At 41.7% G+C, this 21,561-nt stretch carries 20 protein-coding genes; 5 read left to right on the top strand and 15 right to left on the bottom strand.

Translation table 11 applies throughout. The features are described 5' to 3' along the window. Window positions 1–65: 65 nt before the first annotated feature. The 11 genes from MHB43_RS02420 to MHB43_RS02370 form a co-directional block, all read right to left on the bottom strand. On the bottom strand, window positions 66–833 hold the full coding sequence (locus tag MHB43_RS02420; RefSeq protein WP_339181412.1) for a response regulator: 768 nt from the start codon (window positions 831–833) through the stop codon (window positions 66–68). 5 nt (window positions 834–838) lie between these two features. After that, on the bottom strand, window positions 839–2,662 hold the full coding sequence (locus MHB43_RS02415) for a sensor histidine kinase (RefSeq protein ID WP_405131245.1): 1,824 nt from the start codon (window positions 2,660–2,662) through the stop codon (window positions 839–841). Between the two features lie 242 nt (window positions 2,663–2,904). Then, complete coding sequence (locus MHB43_RS02410) at window positions 2,905–3,093, bottom strand: aspartyl-phosphate phosphatase Spo0E family protein (protein ID WP_036673231.1); 189 nt, start codon at window positions 3,091–3,093, stop codon at window positions 2,905–2,907. Between the two features lie 189 nt (window positions 3,094–3,282). Continuing rightward, the gene (locus tag MHB43_RS02405; RefSeq protein ID WP_405131244.1) at window positions 3,283–3,552 is read right to left on the bottom strand and encodes a hypothetical protein; all 270 of its coding nucleotides are present in this window, start codon (window positions 3,550–3,552) and stop codon (window positions 3,283–3,285) included. 76 nt (window positions 3,553–3,628) lie between these two features. After that, window positions 3,629–4,027, bottom strand: a complete 399-nt coding sequence (locus MHB43_RS02400; RefSeq protein ID WP_405131243.1) for a hypothetical protein — start codon at window positions 4,025–4,027, stop codon at window positions 3,629–3,631. 191 nt (window positions 4,028–4,218) lie between these two features. Then, window positions 4,219–5,187: a hypothetical protein gene (locus MHB43_RS02395; protein ID WP_405131242.1), complete on the bottom strand. Its 969-nt coding sequence runs from the start codon at window positions 5,185–5,187 to the stop codon at window positions 4,219–4,221. 465 nt (window positions 5,188–5,652) lie between these two features. Next, on the bottom strand, window positions 5,653–5,826 hold the full coding sequence (locus MHB43_RS02390; protein ID WP_076319567.1) for an aspartyl-phosphate phosphatase Spo0E family protein: 174 nt from the start codon (window positions 5,824–5,826) through the stop codon (window positions 5,653–5,655). Window positions 5,827–6,033: 207 nt separating this feature from the next. Continuing rightward, window positions 6,034–7,374 (bottom strand): helix-turn-helix domain-containing protein, encoded by a 1,341-nt coding sequence (locus MHB43_RS02385; RefSeq protein WP_405131241.1) that lies wholly within the window; start codon window positions 7,372–7,374, stop codon window positions 6,034–6,036. A 24-nt stretch (window positions 7,375–7,398) separates the two neighbouring features. Continuing rightward, complete coding sequence (locus MHB43_RS02380; RefSeq protein WP_405131240.1) at window positions 7,399–8,757, bottom strand: helix-turn-helix domain-containing protein; 1,359 nt, start codon at window positions 8,755–8,757, stop codon at window positions 7,399–7,401. A 30-nt stretch (window positions 8,758–8,787) separates the two neighbouring features. Next, entirely contained in the window at window positions 8,788–10,158 is a 1,371-nt protein-coding gene (locus tag MHB43_RS02375) for a transcriptional regulator (RefSeq protein WP_405131239.1), read from the bottom strand. 260 nt (window positions 10,159–10,418) lie between these two features. Then, complete coding sequence (locus MHB43_RS02370; RefSeq protein ID WP_405131238.1) at window positions 10,419–11,669, bottom strand: transcriptional regulator; 1,251 nt, start codon at window positions 11,667–11,669, stop codon at window positions 10,419–10,421. 405 nt (window positions 11,670–12,074) lie between these two features. Here MHB43_RS02370 and MHB43_RS02365 point away from each other — a divergent pair, with 405 nt between their 5' ends. Next, complete coding sequence (locus MHB43_RS02365; protein ID WP_339181396.1) at window positions 12,075–13,199, top strand: LLM class flavin-dependent oxidoreductase; 1,125 nt, start codon at window positions 12,075–12,077, stop codon at window positions 13,197–13,199. A gap of 109 nt (window positions 13,200–13,308) precedes the next feature. On the opposite strand, the gene MHB43_RS02360 is transcribed toward MHB43_RS02365, so the two are convergent. Beyond that, entirely contained in the window at window positions 13,309–13,884 is a 576-nt protein-coding gene (locus MHB43_RS02360; protein WP_221823956.1) for a TetR/AcrR family transcriptional regulator, read from the bottom strand. Between the two features lie 305 nt (window positions 13,885–14,189). Here MHB43_RS02360 and MHB43_RS02355 point away from each other — a divergent pair, with 305 nt between their 5' ends. Further along, a complete protein-coding gene (locus MHB43_RS02355; RefSeq protein WP_339181395.1) occupies window positions 14,190–15,398 on the top strand; it encodes an MFS transporter in 1,209 nt (402 codons plus the stop codon). Window positions 15,399–15,509: 111 nt separating this feature from the next. Here the strand turns inward: MHB43_RS02355 and MHB43_RS02350 are convergent, their stop codons facing one another. Together MHB43_RS02350 and MHB43_RS02345 are read right to left on the bottom strand one after the other, a co-directional pair. After that, window positions 15,510–15,920 carry a DUF2000 family protein gene (locus MHB43_RS02350; protein WP_127548030.1) on the bottom strand — a complete coding sequence of 137 codons (411 nt, stop codon included), beginning with the start codon at window positions 15,918–15,920 and terminating at the stop codon, window positions 15,510–15,512. Further along, a complete protein-coding gene (locus MHB43_RS02345) occupies window positions 15,917–16,480 on the bottom strand; it encodes a hypothetical protein (RefSeq protein WP_339181390.1) in 564 nt (187 codons plus the stop codon). Before MHB43_RS02345 ends, MHB43_RS02350 begins: the two co-directional genes overlap by 4 nt. Before the next feature lie 217 nt (window positions 16,481–16,697). Between MHB43_RS02345 and MHB43_RS02340 the strand changes: the two genes are divergently transcribed. Continuing rightward, window positions 16,698–17,939 (top strand): ATP-grasp domain-containing protein, encoded by a 1,242-nt coding sequence (locus MHB43_RS02340; protein WP_405131237.1) that lies wholly within the window; start codon window positions 16,698–16,700, stop codon window positions 17,937–17,939. Window positions 17,940–18,005: 66 nt separating this feature from the next. Then, window positions 18,006–19,292 (top strand): MFS transporter, encoded by a 1,287-nt coding sequence (locus MHB43_RS02335; RefSeq protein ID WP_405131236.1) that lies wholly within the window; start codon window positions 18,006–18,008, stop codon window positions 19,290–19,292. A 46-nt stretch (window positions 19,293–19,338) separates the two neighbouring features. On the opposite strand, the gene MHB43_RS02330 is transcribed toward MHB43_RS02335, so the two are convergent. Further along, on the bottom strand, window positions 19,339–20,400 hold the full coding sequence (locus MHB43_RS02330; RefSeq protein ID WP_405131235.1) for an alkene reductase: 1,062 nt from the start codon (window positions 20,398–20,400) through the stop codon (window positions 19,339–19,341). Between the two features lie 156 nt (window positions 20,401–20,556). Between MHB43_RS02330 and MHB43_RS02325 the strand changes: the two genes are divergently transcribed. Next, window positions 20,557–21,420 (top strand): LysR family transcriptional regulator, encoded by an 864-nt coding sequence (locus MHB43_RS02325; RefSeq protein WP_405131234.1) that lies wholly within the window; start codon window positions 20,557–20,559, stop codon window positions 21,418–21,420. Window positions 21,421–21,561 lie beyond the last annotated feature (141 nt).

The following is a 21,561-nucleotide window of genomic DNA, read 5'->3' as shown; positions in this document are numbered from 1 at the left end:
ACCAAAGTATAACGAAAGCATCGTTCCCCCTTAAATCACGTCAACTACAGAAATGGTATGGTTTTTCAAGAGATACTGAATCGGTCTCGATATTCTCCCGCAGTCCATCCCACCTGCTGCTTGAACACCAGCATGAAGTGTTTGGGGCTCTGATGCCCGGATAACCGTGCCACATCATAGATTTTGAGACCCGTGTTGATCAGCAACCACTTGGCCCGCTCCATACGTGCCTCCGTGATGTATTCGGAATAATTGATGCCTATTTCATTCTTGAACAACTGGCTTAAATAAGTAGGGTTCAAGTTAACAAGATCTGCTATCGTCTGAAGTCGCAGATCTCCATCGGGATGTTGCTTGATGTGCTCCTTCACATCTCGGATAATCTTCCGTGTATCTCCGCCAGCGTGTTCTGTTTTCCCAGATGGCTCAGGGATAGAAAGAGTTGTTATACCGTATCTGCGATCCAGCAGCAATTGAATCTTTTGTATGGATAATGCCAGTTCATAACGATCGATTGGCTTCAACAGGTAGTTCAACACCCCAAACTCCATCGCTCTGCGTGCATATTCAAATTCGCCGTAGCCACTAATGATGAGCATTAACAATTCAGGGTACATGACTCTGGCTTTGCTTACCAAAGTTAATCCGTCCATTTCACGCATGCGGATATCCGTGATTAACACATCCGGTACCTCACATCTCAGAAAATCCAGCGCCTCGGTACCGCTCGACGCTTCGCCCGTTACCTGAAACTGAGAAGACACTTGTACAATCAGCTCCCTCAGTCCATGACGGATGACCGTCTCATCCTCTACAAGCAATACTTTATACATGTGCTTCAATCCCCTTTCGGTAGAAGTTGAATGGATATCGTGACCACCAGGCCCTGCCCTGGACTTCCATCAATGCTTAGGCTGCCGCCTTCTCCATACATGAGGCGAAGCCTCTGAGCGATATTGTTAAGCCCCAGACTATCCCCGGCATGGCAACGTAATGCCTCATTGGAAGGCTGTTTTGATATGGACTCATTTAACTCGTCAATCTTTGCCTGAGCCATACCCTTACCGTTGTCTCGTACACTAATCAGCAGCTCGTGGTCGAATTTCAAGGCAGATACCCAGATTACTCCACCATTTTCCTGCCCTTCAATGCCATGGTAGACTGCATTCTCCACCAGCGGTTGCAGCATCAGCTTGGGAATCAAATACTCCGTTATTGCTTCTTCGATGTCATAGATAATCTCTAACTTGCCGTCGTAACGTACCTGCTGAATGCGTACATAGGATTGTACAAAAGCAAGTTCTTCCCCAAGTGGGACCATCCGGTCCACCTTATCAATCGTATAACGCAGCAACTTGCCAAGCGCCGTCACCATGTCCGATACCTCAGCATGCTTCTGGCGAATGGCCATCATGTTAATGGACTCCAGCGTGTTGTATATAAAATGGGGATTCATCTGGCTTTGCAACGCTGACAACTCTGCCTCCCGCTCTTGAATGCCCAGCAGAAACACCTCATTGAACAGTCGATGAATCTCTTCCATCATTCGGTTAAAGCCCCGGCTAATCTGTCCGAATTCATCACTGCTGAAGTGTGCTACACGCTGGCTAAAATCTCCCTGCTCCACCCGAATCATGTGGTGCTTCAGTCGAATCAGCGGCCGGGTGATACGATAAGATAACAGAACCGCCAGAATTGCTATACCCGCCATACATAACACTGCGAACCATATTGTAAAGGTGAGCATCTCACCCGACTCCTTTTGAATCACAGCAATAGGTGTAAGACTGATCACCGAAAGCCCGGAATAGCTGGAATGGTGTTGTACATAGAGATAGGGCTGCCCATCCAGAACAACTTTTTGGTTTCCTGCATAGCTTTGAAGCTGTCCCTGCATTAGCAACTGGTCGTACGCAGACATTCCTCCGGTCGAGGTCCGTTCGAACAGCAGACGCTGTTTGCTGTCTACAATCATCAGGCTTGCATCTTGCTCATAATTCAGATTGGATAACAGTTGACCGAAGGCCTCCAAACGGATGTCAATCAGAATGTAACCCAGTCGCTGGAGCGTACCCGGATCTCGAAGCACTCTGCCCACCGATATATACGATTCTTGCTGACCACCCGTGTAATAGCTGGGATGATGCGGAGGAAGCAGGCGCCATGTCCCTTCCGAATCTTCAAGCTCTGCAAACCAATCATCCTGCCTGCTGTCCCATACCGGCTTGACCGCCAGCGAATCGAGATTGGAGAACAAAATGCCGCTGTTGCTGATCAGATGAATTCCCCGAATCTCTGGCCGGTCATAAGCTTGACCAGATGTGTAGAGCTTCATTTTCAGATAATCCTCAGACCTCGCCCATGTACCCGACCCCATTGGAGCGTTGTATTTCCCTAGAATGCCAAGCACCATCTGATCGTAAAGCGGCAAGAGCGACAACCGCTCAAAGTCCTTCAGCAGCCGATTCAGATTGGCGTTAATCTGGCGAACCATATCAATGGTGAACTGCTCGGTCTTGCGATCCATCGTCTGCGAGAAATGCTTGTAGTTCATCACTCCCTGCAAACTTAGCGGCAGCAACGTCAGCGCCAGGAACAACAGGAGCAACTTGGTGCGCAGGTTTACGTTTTTTCCGAAAAGCATGCGTACCTTGTCCATCATTTCCGTTCATCCCTCCCTCTCCCGATCATTGTATGAGCCCCCTTCACAGATCAATCTGGATATAACTGGGGTCATCATATCCAGTTTTAAGGATCATTCGCTATCCTGCCAACCCTGGAATTGGTACGGAATTTCAAGTTATCCGCCATAGGTATCAGGTGAACGCCAAAAAGCCGACTGTATCGCTACAGTCGACTACGCTATTTCTATAGAACACTAATTAGACCAAAAAACCGACTGCATTATGCAATCGGTTGTCTGTTCCTGAGATGGCTTTTATATTTGAATCGATTATATTCATTAATAAGCTCGTCCAGTACCATGGACTGTCGGAGGACTTGGTTGTCCTGCATGCCATGATTCTCCGCCAAACGACTCAACTCTTGCCTGTTCCGTTCGATTTTATCTGTGATCTGTATCGGTTCACTCACAGCATGCACCCCCTCTTTGTATAACATTTTAGGATACATTGCCAAAAAATTCATATTTTATTCCTTTGCAGAATAAAATGTTTATTTACAAAGGTTTTCAAAGAAATTCAACCTTTTTCATACTTATATGTTGAACTACAGATTAAATTGTAAATAAGAAAAAAGTATTCGGGACCCGAATACTTTTCATTATTTACTTCGTAATGAATTTGCTAAATACAACATTAACATCCCTAAAAATATCAATAATATTCCTTCAATTTTATACGACCAAATCTCTGAGTTTATAAAACTACCAAAGATATCAGAGGTATCAGACTTTACATTTTGGTATTCTGCAAGAACCAACATAGCTTTGTCCATACCCCAATCAGTACTTTGAGCAATAAACTGAAATCCAATAACAAATAATACAAATGAACAGATAAGGGCTACTAAGGAAATCCTTTTATTTTTCAAATTTAAATTCTCCTTTGATAATATAATATTGGAAAGGGGAACCTCAAAACTCAATTAAAGTAAATATCATCTCAGTCTATTCCATGTTACGTATAATCTCCGCAGATGCTATTTTCCATGTGATATTATTGCGAGTCATCCTAAAAATTAGAGCGCCCGATTTGATATCCGTGATTTGATTTATGTCGTCATAAATAATGATCTCGAAACTGGCAAGCACTTCCTTTGAATTTGAATTACTATTAATTGTTTTATAAGTGACACTAGGTCTTTGGAGATTATTAATAGTATGATAATTCAGGAAATGAATCACAGAATCAGGATAGGTGTAAGACGTGCTCTCATTCTTAAAAAAATGGGACAGATCATGTTCTATCACTCGCTCGGGTGATTTGAATACATATACTCCTCCAATCCCCCCGATTAAAATAGCAAGTAAAAGAGCCAATAGAATAATCGTTTTTTTTCTGACCATATGGCTGCCTCCTAAAGCATAAAATAAGTATATTTATTTGAAGGTGTGTGTTTTGATAAAAGATATATCTAATGTTAAATGTTTCATTATAAAGTGTTTAAAAAATCAAACCTATAATGGAAATAATTATGTTTAAAAAGCTTAACACAGATAACATTGTCTGTGTTAAGCTTTAAATTGTTTTGAGTATATTAATAAGACATTTTCCCTTTAGTCTTCCAATCATTTCTATAACCTTCGGATTTAAATATGTCTTTAGCAGGAGTAGAACGATTAGGTTCAACTCTATATTGATGTTGTGCAATCTCGATAATATCTTTATTACTATAGAAATAAGTTGAATAAACCCAATTTATAGGAAGGTAACCAAACGAGTCGGGAAGGTAGTAAGTTGTAGCCGCATTTTTAATGCTACCATTGCTATTGTATGTTACTGCTTCATGTTTCCAGTACCACTCTTGTTGGTAGGTTTCAAAATAACTTTTAAAAGAGCCGTTACGGTAAACCTGACCCGTTTTCTTTGCTAATCTAAAATAGCTAGTTGCATCACCACTACCCTCTAATCCTTTAAGCAAATCATTTTGTAATTCCCCTACAAAAAAACCAACAACATAATTAGAAATAAGTTTTCCTGATAACAGTGAAAAGTACTTTTGATAAGACTTAGCTGCTAAATTAGAGCGTAGATTTTTTTTAACCGAGTCAAATTTTGTTTGTTCGACTATGGGCTCAAAAGATGTGACAATTCGTACGTCTCCCTCATCATTTCTTTCTGCGAAAGGAGTGACAGTATCATTCCCAGATTTTTTTAAGTTTGCGATTTGTTTTTTCAAGAAATTTGCATCATTCGTATTTTTATAGCTGAGCTTGTAGTAATCATAGATATATTTGGTCCCATCAGAGCCAGTTTCTTCTTCTGTTTTGTATAAAGTCATATCGTCAACGATATTCCCAAGATATTCAGTATTTATTTTTTCTGGAATATCAATATTGATTTTATTATAATTTTCTATTACTTGATCATCAGAAAGTTCACCGATAAATACACCTGGTTCGACTTCTTTGATCTTATTTTCATTTTCAGAAGCGGATACAGTTAGCGACGGAACCAAAAGAGCAAATATCAGTAGTGTGGAAATAAAGCCTTTAGTTATCTTCATTGTTCAACCTCCATATAGTTTGAGATTTTAATCCAAAATAGTAATTCTATACTCATTTCTAATTAAGATGTATGATACATAATCAACTACCCACGTAAGAATCTTGGCAGAAAGAACATTTTCAATTATAGAACTGTGATATTTTTGAACTTAGAATTTTTTTATAATCATTAATTAAAATATATCCCTATCCTAACGATATAATCACCTCCATTTTTCGGAAAAAGAGAAAGAAACATTAATCTTTTCATAAAAATTTAAATAGTAATATAATTGGCCCAAAAAAATCATATAATATTTTGCAAAACATAGTAAAATACTCTTTTTGTGAATAAAATACCTCTAAAGAAATATCTTAGCTGAATCATGCTTATTAGAGGTTAATCCTCACCGTTCAGACTAGATAAGTAAATCATTTAGCATCGCAAAAAGAATCCATTGACTACGTTTGGACAACATACCATTTTACTTTCTCACATGAATTACTGAGATATATCGATTATATTCATTAATCAATTCATCCAATGCTTTGGACTGCTGAAGCACTTCAACATTGGGAATTCCATGTTTCTCCACCAAACGATACAATTCTCGCCGACCTTGCTCTATTTGGTCTCTTAAGATACTCAGTTCTCTCATGGCATGTACCCCTCTAGGATATTCTTAATTGCATCCAAAATCTGGTTGAGCTATTTAGTTTCTCTCCTGGATATAAGTACTTAAAGAACATAATCTCCTTTGCATAATTTTGTAAAAATTATTCTTTAGAAAACGTAATGTTCCATACCTGTTTTAAATTTCGAAACACAAAATAGCCTAACCTCAGATTCAGGTAGGCTGTTTGTTTTATTTAATATTTATCGTCTTAAATAATTGTGAATACGTCTCTTGCTGAGACAAACTAGCTTGCTGTCTGTAAGTTCCGTATAAATCAACGCATTTTACTGTCATGTGATCGTCTTGGTTCAATGTTGAAAGATATAAGTTATCAAGTACTATATCTATACCGTTTTGGTAATCTTGTCGATTGCATTTATACTTTGCAAGTTCATAATTATACAACATATATCTATGAGTCATTATCCGTGAATTGCACCCTTCATCTAAATAAAATCGTTTGATTTTGTTTTCATATTTTTCTAAATTAAACTCAATTTTAAGGGATTGTTCATTAGCAACTTCAAGAATATTAATAAAGGCAGTTAACGTTTCCTCAGAGTAAGCTTCCAGGTAATTAAGATACTCATTCATAAATTCTTGATTTCCAGACATTAAATTAATTGTTATACGATTTCCTTTAGCCCATCTCTTAAATTTGGCGATCATAACCCTTTCTTCTTCTGATGGATCAGGAATATCAACTACTCTCTCATAAATATCTGTATATTTTAAAGCCATTGCATATTCTTTACGTGCCTCAAACACACTTGCCTTTAGCAGACTCGCATAAGCTTTGTAAGTAATTAAAGGATAAACTGTAATACGTTTAGTCTTTACTCGCGACCTAAATCTTAATAGAGCATCCGATTTTCTTTCTATTTCTTCTGCCAATGAATAAACTTTTTCCCATATGTGCATTGTACTATATACATTAGCCAATTCCTTGATCGCATCCAACTGTACCTCTTCATTGAGCTTCTCTACATAAATCTCTAAACGAATGGCTGCATTAAGATTATTAAATTTTTTTAAGTTTATACTTATCAGAAATATACGATACTGGCATATAGCCAAGCGTTCAGAGTGCTGATATTTTTCGCATTCAGACACACATTCATACAAGATAAGTGCTACTTGCTTCATTCCTTTGTTATACAAATCTTCGGCTAATTCAAACAACTCATCTATATATGAATGATCATCTGTCACATGAGTAATGACTTGTTGAATAATATCCAGCTTACCGAGCTCAGCACAACGGTATATAAACGGTTCTAAGCGTCTCCAATGGGGTGCAGATTCAATAAAATATTCCACACCATACATATCATAAAAGCACCCCTGTTCCAAACCCATTGCAGAGGTAATCCGGTCTAGTTGGTTCATTGAAATAAGTCTGGTTCCTCTGATGATAGCACTTAATGTACCTACATTAATGTCAACAATTTCTGAAAACTGCTGTAGTTTATACCCATTGTCTTTCAAGTATTTATCAAAATAGGAACGTATATTGTGCATCTTCTTCATCGTCCCTTCCCAGATATTTCATTATCAAAAAGTCGGCAAACTTAACTTTTCTATTACATTTTTGTACTTTCTGATCTGTGTTGCATTGGCCTCGCTTCTATACTCCCCGTACAAATCTACACATTTAATACACATCAGGTCATCTTTACTTGAAGAAGAGAGATCTAAACACATAAGTAAGGCATCCATTCCAAGTGAATAATTACGTTGTTTCATTTGATAATTTGCCAATTCATAGTAAAAATCTTGATATACGTGGTTTAACATTTGATCGTTATAACTACCTTTAATATACATGTCAGTATTAAACAAATTGATCTGATCTTTAAATCTGTCTAAAGCATAGTCAATGTTAAAAGAATACTGGTTAGCTGCTTGCAAAACATTAATGAGTCCAGCTAATATTTCTGACGGGTTGTTTTCGATATAATCCAAATAAGAATTGATTACTTTTTCTTGACCAAGCATTAATTGGGAAGCATATTGATTTCCTTCTCCCCATATTAGAAACAAATCTATTATTTGTTGATCCTCTTGTGTAGGATTCTCAACCTCAACTATTTCCAAGTATTTTTCTATATACTTTAGGACATTTTCATATTCCTTACGAGCATCATAAACGCTTGATATTAACAAGTTTGCATAGGCTACATATGTAAAAAGAGGATAGGCTGTTAGCCTTCTTTTATTACTTTTTCGCCTACGAGATTGAATTTTTAATTGGAATTCTGCTTTCCGTTCCAGTTCCCTTGCCCATGCATCAACCTTGTCCCACAAATGTATCGTATTATATACGTTTGCCAAATCTTTAATTGCATCCAATTGCACTTCTTCATTTAATTTATCAATATAAGGTTCGAACTTTACTGCTGCATTGAGATTATCATATTTACTCAGTGTTTTCTGAAGCAGGAAAATGCGGTACTGGCAAAGAGCCAACCGCTCCGAGTGTTGATACTTCTCACTGTCGGCCACACATTCATATAAAATGAGTGCCGCTTCATTCATGCTTTTACTATAGAGACTCTCTGCCACATCAAATAACTCATCAATATAGGATTGATCATCTGTCACATGAGTAATGACTTGTTCGATAATATCCAGCTTGCCAAGCTCAGCGCAACGATATATAAACGGTTCTAAACGTCTCCAATGAGGTGCAGAATCAATAAAACATTCCACACCATACATATCATAAAAGTATCCCTGCTCTAAACCCATTGCTGATGTGATTAGGTCTAGTTGATTCATTGACATAAGTCTGGTTCCTTTGATGATCGCACTTAATGTACCAACATTAATGTCAGCCATTTCTGAAAATTGCTGTAGCTTATATCCCTTATTTTTCAAGTGACTTTCAATATAGGAACGTATATTGGACATTGTCTTCATCGTCCTTCCCCAGATGTTTTACTATCGAAAAGTCAGTACACTTAACTTATCTATTAGTTTTGTATACTGCTCTTCCTGAGTCTTACTGGCGCGATCTCTATATTTTCCGTATAAATCAATGCATTTGATACACATCATGTCATCATTACTTGAGACAGATCGTTCGAAACTAGTAATTAAATGTTCGATCCCCTGTCCAATCTGGTTTTGGTTTAATCTATATTTTGCAAGTTCGTAGAATAATCGAGTATAGCTAAAATTCAAATCATGCAAATTGTTCGTCCTTAGTACATAGTTATCTAGCCTGTTCTTATCAAGATAATTATGGAATCTATCCAATGCGTAATTAATATTGTATGAATACTGATTAGCACATTTCACAATATATACGAATGCTGTTAGAATTTCTTTAGGATTGGCATCCAGATAATCTAAATAAACATCTAGAACTTCGAAATCACCTAAAAATAATGTATATAAATATCGATTACCCTTCGCCCACCCCTTTAATAGCTTTATTAAATCTTGTTCTTCTTTAGATGGATCTTTAATTTCATCCACAATATTCTCATATATATCTATGTGCTTTAACGCCTGTACATATTGTTTACGCTCTTCAGACACATTAGCCTGTAGCAGATTAGCATAAGCTTTATAAACAAATAGAGGATAAAAGGATTTCCTACGTTTAATCTTATGCTTTTTATTTTGAAATTTAATCTGAAAGTTAACTCTCCGTTCCAGTTCTTGAGCCAATTCCGAAACCTTATCCCATAAACTAATTGAAGCATATATATTAGCTAAATCTTTAATCGCATCCAGTTGTACTTCCTCATTCAATTTATCGATATACGGTTCAATCTTTACTGCTGCATTGAGATTACCAAATTTATTCAGCGTTTTATGAAGCAAAAAAATGCGATACTGACATAAGGCCAATCGCTCCGAGTGTTGATATTTCTCACTGTCTGCCACACATTCATACAAAATAAGAGCTGCTTCTTTTAGTCCTTTAGCAAAAAAGTCTTCAGCCACTTCGAATAACTGTTCTATATAGGATCGATCGTCCGTCACATGAGTGATAACTTGTTGTATACAATCCAATTTACCAAGCTCAGCACACTCATATAGATATGGCTCCAAACGTCTCCAGTGGGGCGAAGATTCTATGAAGGATTCCACCCCATAACTCTCATAAAAATATCCTTTTTCTAATCTCATTGCAGAAGTGATCTGATTCAGTTGGTTCATAGACATTGGTCTGCTACCTTTAAGAATGGCACTTAATGTCCCAACATTAATCCCAGTAATATCGGAAAAATGCTGCAACTTGAGATCGTTCTCTCTCATGTATTTCTCAATATGTATTTTTATCGTAGGTACCGATTCCACGATCTCACCTCCGTCATCCAAATCACTTATAATTCAATTACATATAATAAATGTTATTTTAATCCTGTATTTTACATCGGTCAATCAACAAAAAAAAGTAAGTAAGCATTATCATCCTTAAATCAGGATCTGATATTGCTTACTTACTTTTCAAAACAGTGTAAATCTCCTATAATCCTGCTCCACCATGAGTGCTTGGGCTATACATTATAACATTTTCGATATTGCCCTGAGAAAAGACATTGATTAACAAAACAACACTAAACAAAACTACGATCAAAGCTACCTTTTTTCTCATAGTTACGATAGACCTCCTCGATTATAGTTTTATATCTATTTTCTAACTCTAATGAAACTTTGAATCTATGTCTTTCAAACAGTCCTACACACTGTATAATTACGGATTCACTCTTCATACTCTGTGCTACTTCTAAACATTCAAACAAATGTTGAAATCCCATTGTGTATCTTTCTCTATTAAATTGATATATTGATACCTCTTTGAGGAATTGAACGTAACGTTCATTCGTAATCTGTTCAGTATAACTTCCAATATCTCCATAGGTTTTGCTATACATTGAAACATATGAATCCATTTTTTCAAGAACTGAATCAACATCTATATTATGGTGGTTAGCTGCCTCCATTATTTTCAACATTGCAGGCAAAACCTCTGCCTCGTTCTTTGTAACTATTGCAATATAAGGACTTATAACCTCGGAATCTCCCATCATAAGTCTGTATAAGTACCGATTTACTTCAGCCCATCCACTAAATTTATTAATGTATTTAAGATCCTCATCATCTGGCTGTTCAATTCTAATCAAATTGGAGTACGCCTCTGTATAGCGGAGAGCATCAAGGTACTCTTCTTTTCCATCGCAGGCAGCAGCCTTTAATAGATTTGAATATGCCGAGTATACAAAATGAGGATATGAGGTAATTCTAGGTGTTTCTAATTTTCTTTTTTTATAAGAAGTCAGGAAACTAGTCTTTTGTCCCAATTCTTCTGCCAAATCAAATACCTTGTCCCAATACCTTAAAGCCAGATACGTATTCGCCAAATCCTTAATCGCATCCAGCTGCCTCTCCTCATCCAAGCGATTAATATATGGCTCAAAGTGCACAGCGGCCCGCAGGTTATCATGTTGATTCTGACCAAGCGAGAGGGTGAAGATGCGATACTGGCACAGAGCCAGACGTTCCGAGTGTTGATATTTCTCACACTCCGCCACACATTCGTACAACATCCGTGCAGCCTTCGTCTGTCCACGTTCAAGCATGCCTTCCGCCATCTCAAACAACTCCGAGATATACGAGCGATCATCCGTCACTTCCTGGATAACCTTATGAATACATTCCAGCTTGTCCAATTCAGCACAGCGTTGCAGGAATGGTTCCAGTCTCCTCCAATGAGGTGCCGATTCCACGAAACATTCAGCCCCATAAATCTCGTAGAAATACCCCTCTTCCAGCTTCATGCCTTGGGTAATCAGATCCAGTTGCGCCATAGCGATGGGCCGAGTCCCCTTAATAATTGCGCTAAGCGTTCCAGCGTTAACTCCCGATATATCGGCAAAATACTGCAGGGTGTACCCCTGTTTCCTGATGTAGTCCTCAATATATGAGCGTATCGTAGTTGTAGGTTCCATGTATCCCACCTCCACAATGAAAATCCATAATTTTGAATTTATATGATAAGCACAATTTTAATCCTAAATTTTACAGCGGTCAATAAAAATCGTGGCAATTTCCTTCATATTTATGCAAGGAGCCCTCGCTGTTCCTGCTTATAGAAAAAATCCATTAGAAGAATCCGTGAGAACGTGATACATTTAATTCAACTTACATATCCTACTATTTCAATAGGATTATACGACACAGATACTATCAATTCAGTTCGAGGAGAAGGTCAGATGAAATTTGCCTTGTTTAGTCTCATGATGAATCTGCCTAATGCCGTAACCGGGGAAGCTCTGACAACTCAGCAGAAATTCCACAATATATTAGAGCAAGCGAAGCTGGCTGAACGACTGGGATTCGATGCTTATGGAATCGGTGAACGACACGGTGCGCCTTTTCTATCTTCCTCGCCACCTGTCGTATTAACCGCAATAGCCGCAGCAACCACACGCATTCGGTTACTAACCACCGTCACTGTTCTTAGTATACTTGATCCAGTCCGGGTTGCCGAGGATTATGCTACGTTGGATCAATTATCGGGCGGACGGCTGGAAATGATCATCGGGAAAGGCAATGACCCTCGCCACTATCCGCTGTTTGGCATAAGGGAAGAGGAACAATGGGACTCACTCGATGAACGCTACCATCTGCTAAAACGGCTTTGGTCTGAAGAGAATGTAACCTGGCAGGGAACGTATCGCCCTCCGCTTGATGGAGTGACCACGTGGCCCAGGCCGCTTCAGCAGTCCATCCCAATCTGGCATGGTAGCGCGTCCAGCACGGTCTCGACCGAACTCGCTGCCAAATATGGCGAGCCGCTCTTTACGTCGAATTCTTTTCACCCTCAGGCCAAATACAAAGCGTTAATTGATCATTATCGGGAGCGCCTCGATTATTATGGTCATGATCCGCAGCAAGCCGTGATTGGCTCTGGTGCCGGCAGTCTCTATCTGGCGGATACGGGTGAAGAAGCCATTCGCCGCTATAAGCCATATTATGAAGCGTTCCATGCCACCGCCGCCGCACAGCATAACCAGTCGCCCTTCACCGATCTGGAGGATAACATTGCACGAGGCCCTGCGTTAATCGGCAGTTCGGAGCAGGTCATTGAGAAAATTCTGGACTATCATGCCGCTTACGGACATCAGGTGCTGAGTATCAGCGTAGATGGACTGACGCATAGCGAGCAGTTGGAGCAAGTAGAGCGTTTTGCCAAGGAAGTTGCCCCTGTATTACGCCGCGAACTGCCCAGTTCGGTATGGAATGAACCCCCGCTCTTGAACCAGTCTCTTCCCACTTCCACATCGCATTCTCCTGATTCATGGCCCCCAGCCATCTCACCGATCTTCCAGGTGTAGTTCTCAATTCTCCACACATTCTCCATTCATCCACAAGCCTTTTGCCCCCACACCCAGGGCGATACTTTCGAATCGCCCTCTCCCTCCCCCAAGACGTCCTTCTCTATGATCAAGATTTAATACCTTCAAACAAGGAAACCAACGAACGCTGCACGAATTCAGTATCTAACGGTTCGCCAGTTACCAACATGCGATAGAACATCGCTCCATAGACGAGGTCTATGCACAGTCCGATGTCACAATCCTTTTTCAACTCTCCCCGTTCTACACCTTTTTCAAAAATTCCCCACGCTTCACGCCGACGAGGTTGGATGTATCTGGTTCGGTATTCTTCTGCCAGACCCGGATCAGACTGACCCTCTCCAACAATTTGTGTGATCACTTTTCCTTCCCGGCTGATCAAAAAATCAACCAGATTGCTCGCATGAATACGCACATCCTCAAATACCGATCCTGTATCCGGTACAGGCAATCTTGCCGTTGCCGCAGACATGTACCCATCCATAATGACAGCTCCTTTATTGGGCCACCATTTATATATCGTTGCTTTACTCACCTTAGCACGTTCAGCAATTTTTTCGATCGTAACCGCTCCGAAGCCGTGTTCCAATAATAATTCATAGGAAGCTGCAAGAATTGCATTCTGGGTTTCCACATTACGGGGACGCCCTCTTTTGGCTGTCATCATAAGCCCTCCTTGGTGTAACAAATGTATCTCTAATTCATAAAAACTGTACGTTCATTATACTAAAACACCGATACATTAAACAATTTCGTTCTTACCTTACTTCGACATACAAAAATTCCTATCGCCTATTTACAATACTGAACGTTTAGTTTATTATATGTCTGTAATTAGTAAACGAAGCGTTTAGTAATTGGTGAATCCATAAAAGTGCCGCAAAGGTTTGGACGCCTGATCGGTCATGGTTTGAGTGGAACCATTAGGGCACTAAGGATCATTAACATAAAAATTGGAGGATGATAATCATGCATTTGCAAAACGGTGTGAAGACAACCCCGGTTCCAAGCTGGTTGATTTTGCTTTTGGCCGCGGCATGCGGGCTACTTGCGGCAAACTTGTACTATGCTCAGACAGTTATAGGACCGATCAGCATGACAACAGGGCTTTCCTCTGCTGCTGCCGGACTGATTGTGACGTTAACACAGATCGGTTACGTAATTGGCCTGCTGTTCATCGTACCGCTCAGTGACATTCTGGAGAATAAGCGGCTGATCACTTTTTTCCTCATCATTCTGGTCGTTGCATTGATTGCCGCCGCCTTCTCTCCCAATGCCATATTATTTCTGGCTGCTTCCCTCTTCATCGGTATTGGTTCCGTCGTTGCACAGATTCTGGTTCCCTACGCCACCTACCTCACTTCGGAGGAGCAACGCGGACGGGTGGTCGGTAATGTGATGAGTGGCCTGCTGCTGGGCATTATGCTGGCTCGCCCTGTCGCAAGTTTTATTACGAGTCTGCTCGGTTGGCAAGCGGTCTTTGTCTTCTCCGCAATCATTATCGTATTGTTAACCTTGCTCCTGTCACGCGCACTTCCTGCACGTCAGCCCCAACCGGCGATGAAGTATGGACAATTAATCCTGTCATTGGGTTCCCTGTTAAAAACATTTCCCATGCTCCGCCGCCGAGCCCTCTATCAGGCCAGCCTGTTTGGCGCCTTCAGCTTGTTCTGGACTACAGTTCCCATGCAGCTCGCCAATGAGTATGGCATGTCCCAGCAAGGAATTGCATGGTTTGCATTGGCTGGCGTCGGAGGCGCCGTTGCAGCACCGATTGCCGGAAGATGGGCGGATAAAGGCTTTACCCGCATATTAACCGGACTCGCCATGGTTATCGCGGCTGGTTCTTTTGGGCTCGCCTATCTGTTCCAGGGTCACTCTACCGCTACCCTTGTACTTCTTGTGATCGTTGCCATCACGCTCGACATGGCGGTCTCGGGTAATCTGGTGCTGGGGCAGCGTATTATCTATTCATTAAGTGAAGCAAGAGGACGGGTAAACGGAATCTTCATGTCGATCTTTTTTATCGGGGGCGCGATTGGATCATCACTTGGCAGCTGGTCTTATGCGCATGGGGGTTGGAGTCTCACCACTCTGATTGGTCTGGTGATGCCTTTGCTGGCACTCGTATACTACTTAACCGAAAAGAAAGCTGCCGTTATCAGCAATCATCTATAAGTGCGTGTTCAAAAAGGGCGGTTTTCAGTACCTTGAACAATCTCTATAACGATTCTTTCATATGTAAAGAAGGGCAGAGTGATCGCTAAGATCAGCTTCTGCCCTTTTCCCTTATTTCATGACACTGAATTTTTTGGTCGCTGCCCTAACTTGATCATCCTCGCCCCATACAATGACACCTACCACTTTGGTAGCTTCCAATTCCATCGAAGCAATCTCAACTGCATATTGTTCAAAGGCGTTATTGAGCGACTGGCCTGTCTGTGAAAAAACAACATGGCTCAATCCTCCGCTGTCATCTGAGCAGAGTTTGGCCAGATTGATCAGTTGATTCTCCCCGGCCTTCAAAATGACAGTGCTATATCGGATGCCGGCATGCTGAACACCGCTATGATCCAGCACAGGTTGATCAGAATATAACTCCGGCTCATTCAGGGCTGCTTGTCCCATTAACAGAGCAGCCACATTAGCGGCGGCGCCAGGTTCCAGATTTTTATCCAGTATAATAGCAATTCTTTTCATATGACTGTATTCACCCTCTGTGTATTTTGTGTAAAACATACCCATGGCATATTGATTCCCTCGCGCAATACTTTGTAGGTCACAAGCCCGTAATGATCAGCGCATAGCTGATTCGTTAGCGCAATGGACTTCTCCGTGTTGTGCATGACCTTCCTGCAAGCTTCAGGGTTGGACGATACGGTGCTGTTCTCTCTATAGGTTGTATCAAGTTCAGATAACAAGTATGTGGTTGCTGGATGATGATAGATAATATCGATCTGATCGGGACATACCGCATGGAAGCCGGATAGAACCAGCGCAGGAATTTTCTCCACAAAGCTCTCAGACACCGCTAGTTCAGAATCCATGATGAAGCTGTTGAGCTTGGGATACGCCCCGGGGACCAGCAAGCCGGATATGATCCCTGATCTCAAGTCTTCCGCAGCCGCTTCAAATTCAGGGTATGGCTTGATACGTTCCGAGTTGCCTAATTTCTTCGCGATATGCATGCTGCAAGTCAGGAATCCTTCATCGTCTCCCAGCGTTCCCAGTATGGCATATTTCTCTTTAACGATCTCCATTTATTTCTATTTCCTCCTTTTTATTTCTAATCCGCTAAAGATCGTATACCAAAAAAATCCTATTGTCAATTAACACTTTAACGCAACACAAATATGTATTTTGGTTCATATTTTTAACCAAAAGGTGTATTCAAAATGGAAAATATTGAGCTATAATGTTATGAAATGAATTTTTACTATTTTTAGTATTTTGTTGAAAGGGGCTATACGAGAACGTATGAAAACCATTGTATACATATCTGATTTCAGGCTTCCAACTGGATTAAACTTCGTTAAACCTTTGCGGAAATTGGCGGATCACAAAAAAATTCTGATTATTGAACGGCATAATTTGCATCATGATGAGGTGCTCAGGGACTTCTTTGATGAAATTAGATATGTCGATCATCTGGAGTCCGTAGATGCCATCCGGGAGCATATGATGCAGATCCGAGAATCCCATTCCATCTCTGCTTTGTTAACGCCGGGTGAGAATGCGATTGAGATCGGTGGTCAGCTCCGTTCCGAGTTCGGGATCCCCGGTATGCAGCGCAATCAGGCTGAGGCTGTTCGCAACAAATGGATCATGAAACAAATGCTGCATCAACGCGGAATTCGGACATCCGAAATTGCAATTGCTCTACATGAACAGGACTATATTCGTTTCACTGCTGTACACGGCTTCCCGATTATTGTGAAGCCACTCAGCGGATATGGAAGTATCAATACGTTCAAATTGTCCAGCATGGATGAACTGGTGCATTATCTTCACCATACAAGACAAGCACAGCAAAAGGATTTGCTGGAGGAATTCATCCACGGTACGGAGTTTCATTGTGATTCCATTGTGTCCAAGGGCAAAGTTGTATTTGCATCTGTTTCCCAATACCTGTATAACTGCCTGGATATTGCGACGAAGCAGAAACCTCCGGCCAGTATTACGTTCCCTGAAGGCACGGAAGCTGATTTTATCCATCACATCAAAGAACTCAATGAACAGGTCATTGCTGCCTTGGGTATCAATCAATCCGTAACACATGCCGAACTTTTTCTGACTCCGGAAGGAGAAGTGGTGTTTGGAGAAATTGGTGCAAGAATCGGGGGATCACATGTTATGCCTCCTTGTATCAAGAACACCCATGGCGTTGATTTCTTCGAAGCCGTCACTGATCTGGAAGTTGGAATATATGAATTTAAGCAACAGGAGACGAGTCATAAATTCACAGGCATGATCTGCTTCCCTTCACGCGCAGGGGTAATTCAACACATATCCGGGATAGAGAATTATGCGGATATCCCTGGCATCATTGAGTTCGATGTATCCTATCAAGTGGGGCAGCTCGCCGGAGACGTCAACGATACCATGACCCGATCAGGCTATGCTATCGTGGAGGGTGATTCGTTCGAGGAATTGCGTCAAACCCTGCTGGATATGTACGATCGTTTCAAGATTGAAGTGACGGTTGCTGAAACCGTATAAGATGTACGGATCATCCTCACCGTTTTTGTTCTGGAGTGACAGTTATCTTGGGGAGGGCTGGAATTATTGTCTTTATTCAAAACGTACGCGGGTCTGAGCCGCGATATCTATTATCTCTGTTTAGCCAGAACGATTAACAGCACGGGAGATTTTGTATTTTCCCTGATTACCTTGGTGCTTACGTTGCAGATGGGCATGAATGTGGTCAGTGCAGGGATCTTTGTGTCCATGGCAGCCCTGATTAGCGGACCCGGTGTACTTCTCGGCGGCTATTTAAGCGATCTTATGGGCAAAAAAACAATTATTGTCATCGGGCAACTGTTGTCTGCCATCATGATTATAAGCTGCTCTTTTTGGTCAGGCACCATTACCGTTGGTTATCTTCTGATTGCAGTCATGTTTTTCATCAGTATTACCCGGCCTGCTTATAATGCACTGATTATTCAACTGTGTACGGAGGAGAAAGAGCGAAAGTCCGCCTTTTCCCTCATGTATCTGGGGGCCAATCTGGGTATAGCCATCGGACCACTGGTTGCCGGTTTTTTTATCAAGGATCACGTCAACATTGTCTTTATAAGTATCGGTACCGTGTTTCTGATATCTACCTTTATCATCATCAACCAGGTTAAGATCGGCACACGCAAGGAATTGGCATCAACAAACAGCGAACATGCTGGACAACAACAAGAACAACAACGATCGAGCCAACCGCCTTCGCCGTTATTCAGACTACTGCTGAAAAATCCACTCGTTGCCTTTTTCATCATTGTGTCATTTCTTAACTATTTTATCTATATGCAATACTCATTTAGCCTCCCACTCCAGATGAATCACTCGTTTGGCGAGAACGGGGCAGCCTATTACGGCTCTGTCATGACCATCAATGCCATTAGCGTCATTATTCTTACCACCGTGATCCTGTCCGCTACACGCAAATTAACTGCCCTAAACTCCATAGCTACAGGCGCACTCTTCTATGGAATCGGATTTGGAGCCTTGAACCTGCTCGGAACCTTCCCCCATTTTTCCATCGTCGCCTTATCCACGGTGCTGTGGACTATTGGAGAGATTCTCGTGCAGACCAATATCAATCTGTATATTGCTTCGCGTGTACCCGATACACATCAGGGGCGGTTTAATGGCTTGCTGTTATTCGTAGGTTGCCTGGGTTATACACTTAGTCCATATTTGACAGGCATTTTCATCAAAAGCATGGACATGGAAAGTGTATGGATCATTATTCTGGCTGTCAGTCTGTTCTATGCGTTGTCTATGATCATTCTCTGGTATATCGAAAAAAGCTCAACAAGAAGAAACGAAATGAAACCGCTGGATCACTCAAAAAGTATCTGAAACTCAGGGCAGGGCAGCCTATTCTGCCCTTTTTTTCACTTTATTTTCACACCAAAATAGGCAAATGTGCATTCGCATCATACTCAATCAATTGCTGACCCGTATGCAATCTCTGTACTAGATCTGGATTGGCAATAAACGGTCTGCCGAACGCAGCCAGATCTACGCTTCCCTTACCAATCGCGTGCTCCGCGGTCTGAACATCCAAATCCCCCACACCAATAATGATTCCATCCCACCGACTTCGAATCCGCTCATGAAAAGTCTGCTCCCCTTCCCATGCTTTCGCATAATGGTCTGTTGAGGGATGCAAGATCGTAATTCCCGTCTCGCGGAACAAATTAAGATATGCATCGATCATTCCAGCTTTGTCTGCCCAAGCATAGGATGCATCATCATCCTTTTTCTCCGAAAATCGTACCGATATGCGATCCACAGGGATCTCTTTTTTCACAGCCACAATAATATCCCGCAAAAACCGCAATCTGCCCTCAGTATCTCCTCCATATTCATCTGTTCTGTGGTTGGTCTTCTCATTAATAAACTGGTCGATCAGATACCCATGCGCAGCATGCAGCTCGATCCCGTCAAACCCTGCCAGAACCGCATTGCGGGCGGCCGTCTGAAAATGCTGAATGGTATCCGCTATATCCTGTGTACTCATCGCTTGAGGAACCTGATACGGCTTATGCAGCTTATGCACTCTTCCCTCTGCCGCAAGGCTGGAAGGTGCTAGTGGAGCGGTTCCGATCAGGTCGGAGTGGGACAACCTGCCGACATGCCAGAGCTGAGCAATAATGGTGCCTCCATGTCTGTGAACAGCATTCGTTACCCTTTTCCAAGAAGTCGTCTGTTCATCTGTATATAAGCCAGGGATGCCATAAGTGCCTTTGCCTGCCAGATTCGGGTTAACGCCCTCGGTAATAATCAGCCCCACACCATCTCGCGCACGCTGCTCATAATACGCCACCATCTCATCCGTTACCGTCCCCTCCTGATCATCAGCAAATCCCCGAGTCAACGGTGCCATCACAATTCGGTTCCTTAATTGCCACTGATGAATCGTTACCGGGCTTAATAGTGTTGAACGTGTATTCATGTTATCCATGTCATATCCCTACTCTCTTTGTCATTAAGGATATTGTACGGCGGCTTCGATATATCGTAAAATGATTGAAATATATAGTTGTATCTCTCAGAGAGATACCTAACATCACCATCTGCCGAATTAATTGAAGGTAATCCACGTTCAGGAGGATACAGCATGGAACTTTCCGATATCGATATTGTTCTCGCGGTGGCGCGTTCAGGCAAAATCTCACAGGCCGCCAAAGAACTGAATTACGCGCAATCCAATGTCACCACGCGCATCAAAAAACTGGAGCAGGAATATCAAATCCAGTTGTTCAACCGATTTCCCAAAGGTGTTGTACTGACCTCCAAAGGAGAACAGTTCGTCCAGTACGCCACACAGATTCACAACCTTTTATATGATCTGAAGCAGGATATGACCGATCCCGGTGAGCCTTCCGGCACGCTGAAAATCGGCATTGTAGAAACAGCGGCATCCAGCCGCTTTATGGAGATTCTGAATGAATATCAAATAACCTACCCGAAGGTGTCCATCTCACTCGTCAACGCTACTTCACCCAAAGTACTGCGCAAGAAAATACAGGACGATGAGATTGATGGTGCCTTTATCAGCGGGGCTTGTGTGAAGGAAGGACTGAAAGTGGAATACGAGATGCAAGACACGGTGCATATCATATCCAAACAGATGGACACACCACCCAAAAGTCTGTGCCAAGTATCGTGGGCCGTTTTCCCCGAGGGCTGCCCTTATCGTGAAATGACCGAAGAATTTTTGCTGGAAGAGGGGCTGTCCGCTCGTAATATCATCGAAGTGAGTACGATGGAAAACCTGCTCAGCTGTGTGGAGTCTGGAATTGCTTTTACCATTATGCCGTGCAATGTTATTCACAAAAGACCAGATCATTTCTCTGTATTCGACTTAGCCGAGCGATTCACACATACTACAACCACCTTTGTTCGCGGTGAGGGTCGTTATGTCAGCAGTGCGCTCGATCAATTCGTGAAACTGCTGAACCAGAAGTGCATTACGTTCTGATATAGGTAACTTAGCACCCCCTCTTCCAACTGCTGATCTTCTTGATCACTAAATGGACCAGAGCACATTGATCGAGACCCTAAAAAACAAAGCAAAAGGCACTCATACAGAGTGCCTTTTGCCTTCCTTCCCTCTATAGCT

The sequence above is a fragment of the Paenibacillus sp. FSL H8-0317 genome (assembly GCF_045040685.1).
Lineage (GTDB): Bacteria > Bacillota > Bacilli > Paenibacillales > Paenibacillaceae > Paenibacillus.
The sequence above is the reverse complement of the archived record's forward strand: the minus strand, read 5'-3'. Positions and strand labels throughout refer to the sequence as shown.